This is a genomic window from Nocardia sp. NPDC052001 (assembly GCF_040680615.1).
In the GTDB taxonomy this organism is placed as follows: Bacteria; Actinomycetota; Actinomycetes; order Mycobacteriales; family Mycobacteriaceae; genus Nocardia.
Genome location: NZ_JBFAXC010000007.1, coordinates 227,022 through 241,229 on the forward strand (window position 1 = coordinate 227,022; position 14,208 = coordinate 241,229).

Here is a 14,208-nt window from a genome sequence, read left to right on the forward strand (position 1 = left end):
CTCACACCGCCGCGGCGGCGAGCACCGCGGTGGTGATGCGCTCCACGTCCCGAGTCGAACTGATGAAGGGCGGCATGGTGTAGATCAGGTTGCGGAACGGCCGCAACCACACGCCGGACTCGACCGCGGCATGCGTCGCTTTTCGCATGTCCACATCATGGTCGAGTTCGACAACGCCGATGGCGCCGTGCACGCGAACGTCCGCGACCCCCGAGATGTCAAGGGCGGGAGTCAAACCCGATCTCAGTCCGGCCTCGATCGCGCGCACCTCACCCTGCCAGTCCCGGGACAGCAGCAGCTCGATGGAGGCCACCGCTACCGCGCACGCCAGCGGATTGCCCATGAAGGTCGGCCCGTGCATGAGCCCGCCGTGCGACCGGCTGATGGTCTCGGCGATCTCCGAGGTGCACAGTGCGGCCGCGAGTGTCATGTATCCGCCGGTGAGCGCCTTACCCACGCACATCACATCGGGCCGCACCCCGGCCGCCTCGGCGGCGAAAAGCGTTCCGGTGCGGCCGAATCCGGTGGCGATCTCATCGAAGACCAGCAGGACGCCGTGCGCGTCGCAGAGCCGGCGCAGATCGGCGAGATAGCGCGGATCGTGGAAGCGCATACCGCCCGCGCCCTGCACCACCGGTTCCACGATCACCGCGGCCAATTCGGCGGCGTGCGTGCGGATCAGCCGCTCCAGTTCCGAAACGTATTCCGGCACATAGTCGCTCGGCGGTGCGGGCGCGAAGATCTGCTGGGCGAGCACATCGGTCCAGAGCGCGTGCATACCGCCCTCGGGATCGCACACGCTCATGGGTGTGAAGGTATCGCCGTGGTACCCGCCGCGCCAGGTGAGCAGCCGGGATTTCTCCGGACGTCCCAGCGCGCGCTGATATTGCAGGCACATCTTCACCGCGACCTCGACCGATACCGAGCCGGAGTCGCACAGGAAGACCTTGTCCAACCCCTCGGGCGTGAGCTCGACCAGCAGCTGGGTCAGCCGCGCCGCGGGCTCATGGGTCAGCCCGCCGAACATCACATGACTCATCCGCCGCGATTGCGCGAGCAGTGCCGCGTCCAGCACCGGATGCTGATACCCGTGCACCGCCGCCCACCACGAACTCATCCCGTCGACGAGTTCGCGGCCGTCGGCCAGGGTGAGCCGGGTGCCGGACGCGGAGGCGACGATCAGCGGTTCGGTGGTCGCCGGGAATCCGCCGTACGGATGCCAGACATGCGCGCTGTCGATCGCGGTGATCTGGTCGGGTGTCAGTGCCACAGGGAATCCTTCACGAGGCGGCTTGAACACCGTTCAAGTTACCAGAACCGGCCCGTGACTAGCAGCGGCGGCATATTCTTTGACGCAGTCAAAGGATTGGGGACATCATGGCGACCGCCGAACGCTCTGTGACCGCCGACCACATCACCGCCGTCCGGTCCTTCAACCGGCGCTACACCCGCGTCATCGGGGTGCTGCAGGGCGGACTGCTCGGCACCGAGCATTCCCTCACCGAAGCGCGAATCCTGTTCGAACTGGCCAATTTCGGTGCGGCCGAAGTAGTCGACCTGCGCCGCGAACTGGATCTGGACGCGGGCTATCTGAGCCGCATCCTGACCCGTTTCCAGGACAAGGGATTGATCGCGCGCCGACGTTCGGACAGCGACGGGCGCAAACAGGTGGTCGAACTGACCGATAAAGGCCACGCGGCCTTCGCCGAGCTCGACGGTCTGACCCAGCGACAGATCGGCGAACTGCTGGAATCGCACTCCCCCGGCACCCGCGGGCGGCTGATCGGCGCGATGCACACCATCGAGCAGATTCTGGACGCCGACTCCGAACCCGATCCCGCGGCCGTGCTGGTGCGCGCACCCCGCCCCGGCGACCACGGGTGGGTGATCGAACGCAATGCCGTGCTCTACAGCCGGGAGTACGGCTGGAACGGCGACTACGAAGCGCTCGTCGCGCGGATCGTCGCCGACTTCCTGAATTCCCATGACCCGCAACGGGAACGGGCCTGGATCGCCGAATACCAGGGCAATCCGGTCGGCTGCGTCTACTGCATGCGCGAGGACGACGACACCGCGCGGCTGCGGCTGCTGCTGGTGGAACCGACCGCCCGCGGCCTCGGCGTCGGCAGCGCACTGGTCGAGGAATGCCTGCGCTTCGCCACCGCCGCCGGTTACCGCGAACTGGTGCTGTGGACCAATGACGTACTCACCTCCGCGCGGCACATCTACCAGCGCGCCGGATTCGAACTGGTGGAATCGAATCCGCATCACAGCTTCGGCGCCGATCTGATCGGCCAGACCTGGCGGAGGGCACTTGATTCGGGGGTCGATCCGGACCGATAGGGTCTGGGCATGGCTCGCGCGACTACCGACACGGCACCCGCGGGTGTCTGGCCGGGAACCGCCTACCCGCTGGGCGCCACCTACGACGGAGCAGGCACCAATTTCTCGGTGTTCTCCGAGGCCGCCAAGCGCGTCGAGTTATGCCTGCTCGGCGACGACAATCGCGAGACACGCGTACCCCTGGACGAGGTCGACGGTTACGTCTGGCACGCCTATCTGCCCGGTATCGCCCCCGGTCAGCGCTACGGGTTCCGGGTGCACGGCCCGTTCGATCCCGCGCGCGGACTGCGCTGCGATCCCAGCAAACTGCTGCTGGACCCGTACGGCAAGGCGTTCGAGGGCGATTTCGGGGCCGACGCCGCGCCCTACAACCACGGGCAGAACACCCTCGGGCACACCATGACCGGGGTCGTGATCAACCCGTTCTTCGACTGGGCCGATGATCGCGCGCCCAAACGCCCGTACCACGAGACGGTCATCTACGAGACCCACGTGAAGGGTATGACCATCACCCATCCGGACGTACCGCCGGAATTGCGCGGCACCTACGCGGGCATGGCGCATCCGGCGATCGTGGCGCATCTGCTGAGCCTGGGCATCACCGCGGTGGAACTCATGCCGGTGCACCAATTCCTGCACGATCGGCTGCTGCTGGATCGCGGACTGCGAAACTACTGGGGCTACAACAGTTTCGGCTACTTCGCCCCGCACCTGGAATACGCGTCGAGCAAGACGCCGGGCGCGGCCGTCACCGAATTCAAGGCCATGGTGCGGGCGCTGCACGCGGCGGGCATCGAGGTGATCCTGGATGTGGTCTACAACCACACCGCCGAGGGCAATGAATTCGGGCCCACGCTGTCGTTCCGGGGTATCGACAATGCCGCGTATTACCGTCTGGTGGACGATGATCCGCAGCACTATATGGATTACACCGGCACCGGCAACAGCCTGAACGTGCGGCATCCGCACACCCTGCAGCTGATCATGGATTCGCTGCGGTACTGGGTGCTCGATATGCACGTGGACGGTTTCCGCTTCGATCTCGCCGCGACCCTCGCACGGGAGCTGCACGATGTGGACCGGCTGGCCACGTTCTTCGATCTGGTGCACCAGGATCCGGTGGTGAGCCAGGTGAAACTCATCGCCGAGCCGTGGGATGTCGGCGAAGGCGGCTATCAGGTCGGCAATTTCCCGGTCGCCTGGACCGAATGGAACGGGAAATACCGTGACACCGTGCGGGATTACTGGCGCGGACAACCGGCGACATTGGGCGAGTTCGCATCCCGGCTCACCGGTTCCTCGGATCTGTACGAGGCGACCGGGCGCAGACCCAGCGCCAGCATCAATTTCGTCACCGCGCACGACGGCTTCACACTCGCGGATCTGGTGTCCTACAACGACAAACACAATGACGCCAATGGCGAGGGCAATAACGACGGCGAGAACTACAACCGCTCCTGGAACTGCGGCGTCGAGGGCCCCAGCGACGATCCGGAGATAATCGCCTTGCGCGCCAGGCAATCTCGCAATCTGCTCGCCACCCTGCTGCTGTCCCAGGGCACCCCGATGCTGCTGCACGGTGACGAATTGGGCCGCACCCAGCACGGCAACAACAATGCCTACTGTCAGGACTCACCGCTGTCGTGGATGGACTGGTCCCTCATGCGCACCAATGCCGATCTGCTCGACTTCACCCGGCGCGTGGTGGCGATCCGCACCGCGCATCCGGTGTTCCGGCGGCGGCGGTTCTTCGACGGACGGCCCGCGACCACCCATGACCATCCCGATGACATCGCCTGGTTCACCCCCGCGGGCACCGAAATGACCGATGCCGATTGGGAAACCGGCTTCGGCCGCACCCTGACCGTATTCCTCAACGGTGACGGCATCCGCGAACCCGGGCCCCGTGGCGAGCGCATTTCCGATGATTCGTTCCTGCTCTGCTTCAATGCCCATGACGCCGGAATCGATTTCACCCTCCCGCCCGCCGAACACGGTGCGGTCTGGAAGGTGGAGCTGGACTGCTCGACACCCACCGGTGCCGCCGCCGACGATCAACCCCATAACGCCTCGTCCACCATGGCAGTGCCCGCACGCTGCCTACTCGTACTGCGCCGTACGGCATGATTCAGAAGGCCATGACCAGCACGCCCGAACATCACACCGGCCCCATCACGCGGCAGACGCCCGTGCGCAGCACCTATCGGTTGCAATTGCGCCCGGACGCACTGACCTTCGCCGATGCCCGCACGATCGCCGAATACCTGCAGCAGCTCGGTATTTCGCATCTGTACCTGTCCCCCGTACTGACCGCGACCCGCGGCTCCACGCACGGCTACGACATCACCGATCCGACCACCGTGTCCTCGGCGCTGGGCGGGCCCACCGGGCTCAAAGCGCTCTCGGACGAGGTGCGCGGGCGCGGTATGGGCCTGATCGTGGATCTGGTGCCCAACCATGTCGGCGTCGCCGATCCACGGCAGAACCCGTGGTGGTGGGATGTGCTCACGCACGGCAAGGAGTCGAAGTACGCGCACTACTTCGATATCGACTGGAGTCCGGCGAACGGTGCGGGCGGGCGGCTCGCGCTGCCGGTGCTGGCCAATGAGAACGATCCCGCCGCACTGTCGGTGGATCGCGGCGGGCTCGAACCCATGCTGGCGCTGCGCGATATGCGCTTCCCCATCGCGCCCGGCACCGATGGCGAGAACGCGCTGCGCATTCACGATAAGCAGCACTATCGGCTGGTGAACTGGAAGTCCGGACTGTGCGGATACCGGCGCTACTTCACCGTCGGCGGTTTGGCGGCGCTGCGGCAGGAGGATCCGGTCGTCTTCGACGCCACGCATCGCGAACTCGCGGCGTGGTGTGAGCACGATCTGATCGACGGGGTGCGGGTCGATCATCCGGACGGGCTGTCCGATCCCGGCGAATATCTCACGCGCCTGCGCAAACTCATCGGACCGCAGCGCCTGCTGCTGGTGGAGAAGGTGCTCGCGCACGGCGAGACGCTCGATTCCGGACTGCCGATCGACGGCACCACCGGCTATGACGCGCTCGCCGATATCGGCGGGGTGCTCATCGATCCGGACGGTGAGAAGACCCTCACCGAACTGTCCCGGCAGTTCACCGGGCACGGCAGTGATCGCGCCTGGTTCACCGAGCACGAGCATCGGATCAAGCGCGCGGTCGCCGAGACCATGCTGGTGCCGGAGGTGCGGCGGCTGGTCGCGGCGATCAAGCGCGATGCGCGCGCGGACGCCTTCGACACCATGGCACTGACCAACGCCACCATCGAGGTGCTGTCGTATATGCCGGTCGCGCGCGGTGATTACGCGCCGCTGTCCGGCACCATCGGCAGGGTGGTCGCCGAAGTGGCGGGGCGCAACAGCGAACTCACCGCACCGCTGCAGGTGCTGGTGACCGCGCTGTCCATTCGCGGTGAGGCCGCCACCCGATTCCATCAGGTGTGCGGGGCCGTCACGGCGAAAGCCGTGGAGGACACCATGTTCTATCGCGCCGCCCGGCTGGTCTCGCTGCAGGAGATGGGCGCGGACCCGGCCCGCTTCGGGGCGTCGGTGATCGAATTCCATCTGTCCAACGCCGAACGGGCGGCCCGCTGGCCCGCCACCATGACCACGCTGTCCACCCATGACACCAAACGCGGTGAGGACACCCGGGCGCGCATCGGCATGCTGTCGCAGGTGCCCGATGTGTGGGCGCGATCGGTGAGCGCGTGGAATGAGATCGCACCCGGTCCGGACGGGGCGACGGCACTGTTCCTGCTGCAGAACATGTATGGCGTTTGGCCCGCCGACGGCCGTGCCGCCGCGGCCGTGCCCGGATTCCGGGAACGCATACATCAGTTCGCGGAGAAGGCCGTTCGCGAGGCAGGGACCCAATCCTCCTGGGAGGAACCGGATCTCGAATTCGAGAATGCGGTGCACCGCTGGATCGACGCCATTGTCGACGGACCCGTCGGCGTCGAATTGGGGGAATTCGTCACCGATCTCGCGGCACACGCCTGGACCGACGCGCTGGCGCAGAAACTGCTGCAACTGTGCGGCCCGGGAATCCCGGATATCTATCAGGGCTGCGAACTCTGGGAGGACTCGCTCGTCGACCCGGACAATCGCCGGCCCGTCGACTTCACCCACCGCTCGCTGCTCTTGCAATCACTCACCGGGACACCGGATCTGGAGCCCACCGGTGCGGTGAAAATGTGGATCGTGGCATATGCGCTCTGGCTGCGCCGGGAGCGACCCGAATGCTTTGTCGGCGGGACATATACGCCGCTGTTCGCATCCGGTGACCATGCCAAACATCTGGTGTCCTACGCCCGCGGGCGCAATGGTGAAACACCGGAGGTCATTGTCGCTGTCACCCGGCACAGTATTCGACTCGATGAAGCCGGCGGCTGGGGCGATACCGTACTGGATCTACCCCAGGGCCATTGGACCGATCGTTTGACCGGCCATACCTTCTCCGGGCGATCGCGATTGGAGAAGCTGTTCGCCCGGCTACCCGTCGCACTTTTGGTTCGATAGATTAGAGGACTGTCGGTTCTGAGGGATTCCGCAGGTCAGAGCGTCGGGCACCAGGCACCGGCGCCCGGCGGCGGCGCGGGGATGATGCGTTCCGGGGCGGGAACGACGCGTTCGGGAGCCGCGCCCGCGGGGAGTGACTTATCGCCGGGGCCGGGGCCCGCAGGAGCCACTCCGGTATCACCGGATGCCCAGGCCGCGGACGGGTTCATGGTGAATATCGAGGCGCAAACAAACGCACCGACGAGCAGGCCGATGAGCTTCTTTTCCGTCATGTATGGCGACGATACCGGCGTGGCAAGGCAATTCGGTGTATCCGGGGTTGATCGGCGGGTTGAGTGGGTATAGGGCACGGGTCAATGTCCACCGACTTCAGGCGGCGGACGCCGATTCGGATTCCGGTTCCGGGGCGTCCAGGGGGCCGAGTTCGGTGGGTTCGATCAGACTCGATGGCATTGAGCCGTCGAGGGTTTCGCGCCAGCGCACGAGATTGGCGGGCAGGTATTGGTGGGCGTGCTGGACCGATGAAGCGAGATAGCCGGCCTGGTCCGCGGCGGTGAGGATGCGCCGCCAGGAATCCCAGTAGAAACGCGGGCTGCGGGGGTGGCGCAGGAAGCGGAGAAAATTGAGGATCTTGAAGCCGGTGTCGAGGGAACTGTGCAGTAGAAGATGCTTTTTCGGCGGGTGGGGGCAGTGTTCGCGCAGGACGGTGAGCCGGTCGTGGTCGAAGACCAGGCCCTCGGCTTCGGCTTCGCGGATCATCCAGTGCAGGGTGATGTCGGAGAGGGCGCATTCGGGGTAGCCGCCGCCGATATCGCTGTGCACGCCCTCGAACCAGACCTGTTTGACGCGGTCGGTGCGGCGGTATTTTTCGTCTATTTCGACGGGGACTTCCCAGAGGCAGGGTTCGAAGGCACGGCGGCGTTCGTTGAGGGCCAGGGCCTGCCGGGCGCAGCGGACCGTGCGGGAGAGGCGGACGTCGTGGAAGCGGTGCCGCCAGGCGGTGATGCCGGGGATGCCCATCGCGCCGACGGTGTCGAAGACGCCGAGGAAGTTGATTACCACCGGATCCGGATGGCAATTGGCGCGGCGGAATTCGGCCCATTCCGGCGGGTCCGGATCGTCCGGATTGGCCTTTCTGGTGTGGTAGATCTTCAGCGCGTCGGGATATTTGCCGTCGATCATGGCTTTATACGTCAAGATGCCCAGACGATTGATCATTCCGGCCAGGCTGCGCGCGGTGTACGCGCCCCGGCTGAAACCGAAGATGAAGATTTCGTCGCCCGGTTCCCAGTTCAACGCGAGCTGCCAGTAGGCGGCCGACAGATTCGCCTCCAGGCCCAGGCCGAATGCCCCGCCGAGCAGGCGATCGGTGGTGAAGCCGCGCGCCCCCGGACCGGAAATGTAATAGACCCGCTGGCCGATGGGATGGCCTTCCCGATCCGCACCGGCATGACATACCGTTTGTGCGATTTTCACAATGTTCGACACCGTGGTGGAAGACTCGGCCTTCCAGGTGCCGTCACAACACACCACAAGTCTCTTCATGAATTGATGCTCCCGCCCAGGCATTCGATATTCACGCGTAGTCGACTACTCGGGTTCATCGTAGATACCGCGGCTGCGCGTTAACCCCGACTTCGTAAATCCGTCCGATCATGATTCGTTCATGATCGACCTGGCACCGTTGACCGCATGCCCGACGATCGGATGACGCCCCGCGACCTATGGATCCTGGTGTGCGAGGACGACGACGAGTTGGGCGAACGGGTCGCGAGCGGGCTGCGCGGGGCCGGGTACACCGTCGATCTGACCCGGAATCTCTCCGAGGCCGGGCAGAGCTGCGGTACGCGCAGCTATGACTGCCTGATCGTCGATCGGGGGCTACCCGATGGCGATGGGCTGGATTTGATTCGGGGACAACGGGAATCGGGGCGGCGCACGCCCGCGCTGGTCATCACCGCCCGGGACGGTCCGCGCGAGCGCGCCGAGGGGTACGCCAGTGGCGCGGATGACTACCTGGCCAAACCGTTCTCGCTCAGCGAGCTGGCCACGCGGGTGCGGACACTGTGCGGATCGCGGCAGCGCTCCCCCGCGCAGGTGCTGGCGGTGGGCGATCTGGTGGTGGATCGGCTGCGCCGCCGGGTGCGGCGCGGTGGCGTGCTGCTGACCGTGACCTCACGCGAGTTCAATGCCCTCGAACTGCTGACCGCACGCGCGGGCACCCCGGTCAGCGTTCGTGAGATCGCCGAATACTGCTGTGGCACAGCGTCATCGGCGAATGTCGAGGATGTCATTCGACAGCTGGCCCGGAAGCTGGGTGAGCCGCAGCTCATTCACGCGTCCGGTACCGGCTATCTGATGCATATCTGATTCCGGACTCGCGATCCCGTGGGGTGGATCGCGCACGACCGTCCCGGGCAGGGCTCTTCCCCGCTCTGCCCGGGATCGCGTCGATCAGGTCAGATAGCGGTAGGCGGACGAGCCCGGTTCGAGGCGTTCGCCGCGAATCGGGGATTCGTCCATGCGCTTCTGCAGCGGTTCGAGTCCGTCCGGCGAACCCAATTCGATGCCGACCAGCGCCGCACCGGTCTCCCGGTTATTGCGCTTGACGTATTCGAACAGGGTGATGTCATCGTCCGGCCCGAGCACCTCGTCCAGGAAGCGCCGCAGCGCGCCCGGCTCCTGCGGAAAGTCCACCAGGAAATAGTGTTTCAGGCCCCGATGCACCAGCGACCGCTCGATGACCTCACCGTAGCGCGAGACATCGTTATTGCCGCCGGACAGCAGGCACACCACGGTCGAGCCCGGTGCGAGATCGATTTCGCGCAGGGCCGCGGTGGCGAGCGCGCCCGCGGGTTCGGCGACGATGCCCTCGTTCTGGTAGAGCTCGAGCATGGCGGTGCAGATGGCGCCCTCGTCGACCGTCATCATGCGGAAAGCGCTTGTGCCGCCCCGGGTTTCAGTAGTGGTCAGTAAAGGCAGCGAGGCGTGCGAGCGCACTCCCCCGCCCAGCCGGGACACCGCGGTGTAGGGCACGCCGCCGATGCGGCGTACGGCCGCACCGTCCACGAACGGATCGATTTCGGGGAGCGTGACCGGGCCGCCGGCCACCAGGGCGGCGGTCATGGAGGCCGCGCCCGCCGGTTCCACACCCAGAATCGCGGTGTGCGGTGCGCGTTCTCGCATATAGGTGCTGATTCCGGCCAGGCAGCCGCCACCGCCCACCGGAACCACCACCAGATCGGGTGCGCGGTCGAGCTGTTCCAGGATCTCCGCGGCGATGGTGCCCTGTCCGGCCGCGGTGCGCGGATCATCGAAGGGCGGGACCATGGTCGCGCCGGTGCGCGCCACATCGTCGACGGCGGCCGCGGCGGCCGCGTCGTAGGTATCGCCGATGGCGATGAGCTGCACGAATTCGCCGCCGTGCACGCGGATTCGATCACGCTTCTGTTTGGGGGTGGTGGTGGGGACGTAGATGCGGCCGTGGATGCCCATCGCCTTGCACGCGAAAGCCACACCCTGGGCATGGTTTCCGGCACTGGCCGCGACCACGCCGGCGGCGCGTTCGGCGGCATTGAGCTGGACGATCAGGTTGTAGGCCCCGCGCAGCTTGTAGGAGCGCACGGCGGTGAGGTCCTCACGCTTGAGATAGACCTCGGCATCCTTGTCCGCCGACAGCCGCGCGATTCGCTGCAGCGGGGTCGGCTCGATAATCTCGGAAATTCGCTTCGCGGCAGCATCGATTTCGTCCGCGCTCAACTCGGGCACGTGACTGGATACTTTCTCTGCGACTACAAGCGGATCCGACACCCGGCACATGTTACTGACGCGGGCCGGACGGCAATACGCCGACCGGGGGATGCCGGTCGGCGTATCGGGTGAATGGGAGGAAACTCAGTCGCGCTCGGTGAGCACGAAGACGGGGATCACACGGTCGGTCTTCTTGGTGTAGTTGTCGTAATCGGGCCACACCTCCGCCGCGCGCTTCCACCACAGGTCGCGTTCCTCGCCGGTGACCTCGCGGGCGGTGTAATCCTTGACCACCGCGCCGTCGCGCAGGTCGACGTGCGGATCGGCCTTGATATTCCAGTACCAGACGGGGTGCTTGGGCGCGCCGCCGAGCGAGGCGACGACCGCGTACTCCCCTTCGTGTTCGACACGCATGAGAGCGGTCTTGCGCAGCTTGCCGCTCTTGGCGCCGCGTGTGGTGAGCAGGATGATCGGCTTGCCCTGCAGGGTGCCGCCTTCGGCGCCGTTCGAGCTTTCGTAGAGATCGGCCTGCTCGCGGGCCCAATCCGAGGTGCTGGGTTCGTATTCTCCAGTGAGTGGCATGACGCAGGTAACACCTCCCGATGTTGTTATGTTCCCGACAGAAAGTTCGTTTGCCCGAACTTTCAGTCTGCGGGTAGCCTTTGAACATGGCAGTGGTTCACCCAACGCAGATGCATCGCACCCCCGTGCGCGTCGCGACCGTGAATATCGCGGGCACGGCCTGGCCGCTCTTCAAGCTCGAGGCCCTCGCGGCCGGGCTGGTCATCGCCCTGGTTCTGCTGCTCGTCACCGGTTCCGCGCAGACCGCGGTACTGGCCGGGGCGACCGTGATGGCGATTCGCTGGGTTGTCGCGATCGTGCGGAAGGGTCTGCCCGACACGAACTGAGCGGTTGGTTGCCCGTGTCTTGCGGGTCGGTCATGCGGTTCATCTATTACCGTAATTTTCATGCGGTCGAAACCGTTCGGGATGTTTTTACTCGCCAGTGGGATCGCGCTGTGCTCCTCACCCACCGCCCAGGCCGATGTCATCACCATGCCCGCGCATGAGCGGACCTATCCCTCACCCTTCGGCAGCTTCACCGTCGGCAATCGCACCGAATCGGTCAATCGGATCGCACCGCTGAATCAGGTCGGCACCACGCGTGAGGCGCTGGTCAGCAATGTGGCGTACGGGCGGGTCGACGGGGTCGCGGGCGGACAGCTCAAGACCGGATATCACGTGGGTTGTTCGGTGAACCTGCTCAATGGCAACCTCGGCGCGATTCCGCAGGTCTACGCACCCACCGCGAATATCCCCATCGTGCCGGATCCGGGCCTCGGGCTCGCGGTGATCGGACCCAATATCCAGGTCCCGATGAGCGTCAACCTGAGCCCCGGTGAGGTGAAGGATATTCCGGTCGCGGACAAGGATCTGCTGCCGGGCAAAGAGGTGCAGATCGTGATTCGCGATTTCCATATCGCGGTCAATCAGTGCACCGGACCGGTGTCGATCCGGCAGTACACCTATCTCTACGCCAAATCCGCCGAAGTCGATGACAGCGGCGGCGTTTTCGGCGATCCGACCTGGCTGTAAGCGCGCCGCGCGCGAACCCACACAGGAGACCATTTCATGAGTTTGCGTGCGGCGAGCGCTGCGTTCGCCTTGCTGACAGCGGTTGTCGCGGTGACGGCGGCGCCGGTGGTGGTCCACGCCGAACCGGCGGACCGCCCGATCGCGCTACCCGGCCTGGGTATGGGCAAATCGCTGGAGTTCCCCGGGCGCGAGCACGAGGTCACGCTGACCCTGCCGCTGCTGCCCGGTCTCGCGCCGACCGCGATCACCGGAACGGTGCAGCTGCCGCCGAATGTGACGCGGGCGACCCTGGACGCGCGATCCGGTGACAAATTCCTGGATCGAGTCACGTTGCCACCGGATCCCCGTGCGCCGGTGCGCATTTCACTGCTCGGGGCCGAGGTGGAGAACAACGCGGTGACCGTGACGCTGACCTCGTCGCTGATACCGGAGCCCGGCATCTGCGTCGACGATTGGATGGGCAGGCCCGCGACGCTGTCCGATGCGTCGGTGGTCTACTTCGGCGAGGAAGCGCAGCCCACCACGGTGGCGGAGTTCCTGCCGCCCGCGCTGCAACGACTGACCCTGTATGTGCCCGCGAACCCGAGCACTACCGAGAGCGCCGCGGTGCTGGCGCTGAGTACGGCGGTGACCGCGCGGTACACCCGGCAGCCGGTGGCGGTGGATATCCGCCGAATCGATTCCGGCACAGCGCTTCCCGATCATCCGCCCGCCTTCCTGGAACGGCAGATCGTGGTGCGGGAGGGTTCGGACGCGGGTGTGCGGTTGAGCGGTGGCCCCGCGCCGGTGCTGACCGTATCGGGTGATGAGAAGTCGCTGCCGATCCAGATCCGTTTGCTCACCAGTGATCTGGCGAAAGCGGCGATGGCATCGGCCGCCACGGCGGTGGGATTGCCCGCGGCACCGCAGCTGGCCCCGGACGCCACGACGTTGCAGGAACTCGGGCAGGGCGCGTTGAGCGCCACCGCCATCGGATACGTGCGGGTGGATTTCGCGATCGATCAGACGCGGCTCGGCCGCCCGTCCAAGGGTGTGCGAGTTCACCTGCACGGCAACCACACTCCGCTGCCGGACACCTTGAACGGACAGCTCGCGGTGACCATCGGCAATCGGCAGATCGCGGCGTGGCCGGTGCAGCCGTCGGGTGCGTTCAATCAATGGGTCACCATCCCCGATGATCTGCTGGCGCGGTTCACCACGGTGTCGGTGACCCTGCAGCAGGCGGGTCTGACCCACGGCTGCGGATTGGAGCAGCCGGTCACGCTCACCATCGATCCCGACGGTGAGGTGCGCGGTGAGCTCGCCCAGCCGCCCGTCCCGCCGGGCCTGGGTGCGGTGCCGCAGGCGTTGCTGCCCCGCGTGCAGGTCGGGCTGGAGACCCCCGGATTCGCCGATACCGTCAGGGCCGCACAGATTCTCATCGCCATGCAGCGCCTGACCGCGGTGCCGATGCGGCCCGAACTGGTATCGATCGCGGATGTCGAGCGCAGCTCACTGCCCGCGGTGCTGGTGGTTCCGAGCGGCAAGGGTCCCGAAGTGCCCACCCTGCCGCTCAGCCGCAATGGCGACACGCTCATCGTCTACGGCGACGACGCCTATCTGAGGTCGCGAATCGATTTGGCGCCACCGCTCACCTTCGGATCGCTCCAGGCGGTCTGGAGTGGGCGGCGCACCGTCATCGTCGCCACCTCGACCGACGCGCCGGAACATCTCGATCGGCTGTTGAACTGGCTGGTGGCCGATCCGGAGCGGTCCTTCCGGCTGTCGGGTCCGGTGCTGTTGCAGGCGGGTGACCGGGAACCGGAATTCTTCGATCCGCTGGCCTCCTCGCCCGAAGCGGCCGCGGCGGCCGCGGCCGAGGATTCCGGAATTCCCTTGGCTCGCACGCTGGCCATCACGGGTGGCGTGTTGCTGGGAGTCGGCGTACTCGCCGGAATCGTCATTCTGCTGCGGCGTCGTCGCACGCGCTGACC

Annotated in this window: 12 protein-coding genes; 7 read left to right on the top strand and 5 right to left on the bottom strand. The window is 66.0% G+C overall.

The features are described 5' to 3' along the window. Position 1 precedes the first annotated feature (1 nt). Complete coding sequence (locus AB0L82_RS30030; protein ID WP_364643483.1) at positions 2-1,270, bottom strand: adenosylmethionine--8-amino-7-oxononanoate transaminase; 1,269 nt, start codon at positions 1,268-1,270, stop codon at positions 2-4. 107 nt (positions 1,271-1,377) lie between these two features. Between AB0L82_RS30030 and AB0L82_RS30035 the strand changes: the two genes are divergently transcribed. Genes AB0L82_RS30035 through treY form a run of 3 tightly spaced genes read left to right on the top strand, consistent with a single transcriptional unit; the run spans position 1,378 to position 6,890 of the window. Next, a complete protein-coding gene (locus AB0L82_RS30035; protein WP_364643486.1) occupies positions 1,378-2,343 on the top strand; it encodes a bifunctional helix-turn-helix transcriptional regulator/GNAT family N-acetyltransferase in 966 nt (321 codons plus the stop codon). Positions 2,344-2,352: 9 nt separating this feature from the next. Next, entirely contained in the window at positions 2,353-4,470 is a 2,118-nt protein-coding gene (gene glgX / locus AB0L82_RS30040) for a glycogen debranching protein GlgX (RefSeq protein WP_364643489.1), read from the top strand. 11 nt (positions 4,471-4,481) lie between these two features. Then, the gene (treY, locus tag AB0L82_RS30045) at positions 4,482-6,890 is read left to right on the top strand and encodes a malto-oligosyltrehalose synthase (protein ID WP_364643492.1); all 2,409 of its coding nucleotides are present in this window, start codon (positions 4,482-4,484) and stop codon (positions 6,888-6,890) included. A 35-nt stretch (positions 6,891-6,925) separates the two neighbouring features. Here the strand turns inward: treY and AB0L82_RS30050 are convergent, their stop codons facing one another. Next, on the bottom strand, positions 6,926-7,162 hold the full coding sequence (locus AB0L82_RS30050; RefSeq protein WP_364643495.1) for a hypothetical protein: 237 nt from the start codon (positions 7,160-7,162) through the stop codon (positions 6,926-6,928). A 97-nt stretch (positions 7,163-7,259) separates the two neighbouring features. Then, entirely contained in the window at positions 7,260-8,435 is a 1,176-nt protein-coding gene (locus AB0L82_RS30055; protein ID WP_364643498.1) for a DUF2235 domain-containing protein, read from the bottom strand. 147 nt (positions 8,436-8,582) lie between these two features. Between AB0L82_RS30055 and AB0L82_RS30060 the strand changes: the two genes are divergently transcribed. Beyond that, positions 8,583-9,260, top strand: a complete 678-nt coding sequence (locus AB0L82_RS30060; protein ID WP_364643500.1) for a response regulator — start codon at positions 8,583-8,585, stop codon at positions 9,258-9,260. 84 nt (positions 9,261-9,344) lie between these two features. Here the strand turns inward: AB0L82_RS30060 and ilvA are convergent, their stop codons facing one another. Continuing rightward, complete coding sequence (ilvA, locus tag AB0L82_RS30065; protein WP_364643503.1) at positions 9,345-10,709, bottom strand: threonine ammonia-lyase IlvA; 1,365 nt, start codon at positions 10,707-10,709, stop codon at positions 9,345-9,347. A gap of 75 nt (positions 10,710-10,784) precedes the next feature. Next, positions 10,785-11,222: a nitroreductase family deazaflavin-dependent oxidoreductase gene (locus AB0L82_RS30070; RefSeq protein ID WP_364643507.1), complete on the bottom strand. Its 438-nt coding sequence runs from the start codon at positions 11,220-11,222 to the stop codon at positions 10,785-10,787. A gap of 86 nt (positions 11,223-11,308) precedes the next feature. Here AB0L82_RS30070 and AB0L82_RS30075 point away from each other — a divergent pair, with 86 nt between their 5' ends. From AB0L82_RS30075 to AB0L82_RS30085, 3 genes are read left to right on the top strand one after another with little or no spacing between them, the layout of a single operon-like run. Continuing rightward, complete coding sequence (locus AB0L82_RS30075) at positions 11,309-11,548, top strand: hypothetical protein (RefSeq protein WP_364643510.1); 240 nt, start codon at positions 11,309-11,311, stop codon at positions 11,546-11,548. 60 nt (positions 11,549-11,608) lie between these two features. Beyond that, a complete protein-coding gene (locus AB0L82_RS30080; RefSeq protein WP_364643512.1) occupies positions 11,609-12,235 on the top strand; it encodes an MspA family porin in 627 nt (208 codons plus the stop codon). A 36-nt stretch (positions 12,236-12,271) separates the two neighbouring features. Beyond that, entirely contained in the window at positions 12,272-14,206 is a 1,935-nt protein-coding gene (locus tag AB0L82_RS30085) for a hypothetical protein (protein ID WP_364643516.1), read from the top strand. The last annotated feature ends 2 nt before the right edge of the window (positions 14,207-14,208 follow it).

Excerpts from the sequence above, each read along its gene's own strand:
- AB0L82_RS30035 (WP_364643486.1), top strand. The coding sequence starts at position 1,378 with ATGGCGACCGCCGAACGCTCTGTGACCGCCGACCACATCACCGCCGTC.
- glgX (WP_364643489.1), top strand. The coding sequence starts at position 2,353 with ATGGCTCGCGCGACTACCGACACGGCACCCGCGGGTGTCTGGCCGGGA.
- treY (WP_364643492.1), top strand. The coding sequence starts at position 4,482 with ATGACCAGCACGCCCGAACATCACACCGGCCCCATCACGCGGCAGACG.
- AB0L82_RS30050 (WP_364643495.1), bottom strand. The coding sequence starts at position 7,162 with ATGACGGAAAAGAAGCTCATCGGCCTGCTCGTCGGTGCGTTTGTTTGC.
- AB0L82_RS30055 (WP_364643498.1), bottom strand. The coding sequence starts at position 8,435 with ATGAAGAGACTTGTGGTGTGTTGTGACGGCACCTGGAAGGCCGAGTCT.
- AB0L82_RS30060 (WP_364643500.1), top strand. The coding sequence starts at position 8,583 with ATGCCCGACGATCGGATGACGCCCCGCGACCTATGGATCCTGGTGTGC.
- ilvA (WP_364643503.1), bottom strand. The coding sequence starts at position 10,709 with ATGTGCCGGGTGTCGGATCCGCTTGTAGTCGCAGAGAAAGTATCCAGT.
- AB0L82_RS30070 (WP_364643507.1), bottom strand. The coding sequence starts at position 11,222 with ATGCCACTCACTGGAGAATACGAACCCAGCACCTCGGATTGGGCCCGC.
- AB0L82_RS30075 (WP_364643510.1), top strand. The coding sequence starts at position 11,309 with ATGGCAGTGGTTCACCCAACGCAGATGCATCGCACCCCCGTGCGCGTC.
- AB0L82_RS30080 (WP_364643512.1), top strand. The coding sequence starts at position 11,609 with ATGCGGTCGAAACCGTTCGGGATGTTTTTACTCGCCAGTGGGATCGCG.
- AB0L82_RS30085 (WP_364643516.1), top strand. The coding sequence starts at position 12,272 with ATGAGTTTGCGTGCGGCGAGCGCTGCGTTCGCCTTGCTGACAGCGGTT.